This window comes from Methyloceanibacter marginalis (assembly GCF_001723295.1).
GTDB lineage: Bacteria > Pseudomonadota > Alphaproteobacteria > Rhizobiales > Methyloligellaceae > Methyloceanibacter > Methyloceanibacter marginalis.
The window spans coordinates 1-1,503 of sequence record NZ_LPWD01000238.1 but is presented as its reverse complement, the minus strand read 5'-3'; the positions used below and the strand labels follow the sequence as shown (position 1 = coordinate 1,503).

Sequence of the window (1,503 nt, the reverse complement as noted above, 5' to 3'; positions counted from 1 at the left end):
GTAGGCCGGTCGCGGAAGTCGTTCAAAAGATCCGCGCTCTGGCCCGCGGCGCCGCCGGCCACGTTGGCGGTCATGAGATTGGTGATGGGCTGGCCCGGCGCCATGGCGCCGAAGGACAATTGCGAGACCTTGCCGATGGCCCCGATCGGCGCCACCGACGTCTCGCCCACGACCCGCGCCGCCACCGTCGCCAACACGAAGGCGAGCGGAATGGCGATGATCGCCATGGTCCAATGAATGCCGAACAGCGTGATCTGCAGCGCGACGGTGATGGCGGCGGCCAGCAAGAACCCGCCGAGACGTAGCACCGTGCCCTGCTCCTTCGGCCGCGCATTTTTCACGTCGCCGCGTCCATGGCGAGCGGAGGCGACCAGCGCCGCGGCGAAGCTCGTCAGGCTCGCCGTCACCATCATGGTGACGCCGGGCCAGAGCAGCCAGCCGACGAGCGCCTGAAACCAGTTCTCGTCCGCTTGGGAGACCTCGACGACGCCGCGCGCGATCAGCTCCGGCGCGATCACGCCCCAGGCGAGCAACGCGCCGAGAAGCAACCCGAGCCCGGCGCGCAGACCGATGATGCTGCCGAAGCCGAGCAGCAGCAGCGACGGATCGAAGGCGAGCGTCAGCTTCTTCGCCGTGAGCGACGGAGCGAAGCGCGGGATCTGCCACACGAAGTCGTCGATGATATTGAAGAGAACCGCGCCGGTGAGGCTCGACATCAAGACGCCCACCCGCTTCATCGCCTCCCGTCCGTGACTGAACATGTCGCGCATGGTCTCCGCCGTGGCCATGCCGGCGGGAAACACGAGGTTCGACTGCACGATCATGCGCGGCCGCAAATACCAGCCCACCCACACGCCGAGAAAGCTCACGGCGAAAACCCAGGCCGTGAGCGTCGGCCATGGCAGATTGCCGCCGGTCATGAGCGCGAGCGCGGGGATCGGCGCCACCAGGCCGCTCGAGGTGATGGCGGCCGCCGCCGACGCCGTCGTCTGATTAATGTTGCTTTCGAGCATGCCCCACGGCGCGAGACCGAAGAGGCGCGACAGCGGCACCCAAAACGCGAAGGCGAGCAGCAGCGCCGTGATCGACATGTTGAACGACCAGCCGATCTTGAGGCCCGAATAGACGTTGCACGGCGCAAGCAGCGCCCCGAGGATCAGGCCGGTGGCGAGCGCCCGCGGCGTCAACTCACGACGTCCGAGCCCGCCTCCGGCTGCGCCGGGGAATCGATCAGATCAGCCATGCGCGTGTTTCGTGCCATGAACGCGTCTGTTCACCAACCCTTCAACCTGGCGGATGTTAATTTGACCCCCCGCGCACGCCCCACCTAAGCTCCGTTACCTTTGAACGACCTTGGTGCCCCGTGCTCGGTTCCACGCTCAACAGACTGTCCAGAGCCGCCTATGCGGCCCTTTTTGTGGGCGGCCGCGTCTCTTTTGTGGCTGGCAGCGCCTTTCTTATAGCCGGCGGCGCCTTGGCCACGCCCAAGTGCACGGTAGAGCG

Annotated in this window: 1 protein-coding gene; it reads right to left on the bottom strand. The window is 66.6% G+C overall.

Annotated elements, in window-relative coordinates; all coding sequences use genetic code 11:
* A partial coding sequence (locus AUC71_RS09325) for an OPT/YSL family transporter (protein WP_069624046.1) occupies nucleotides 1-1,187 on the bottom strand: 1,187 nt, incomplete at its 3' end.
* Between the last annotated feature and the right edge of the window lie 316 nt (nucleotides 1,188-1,503).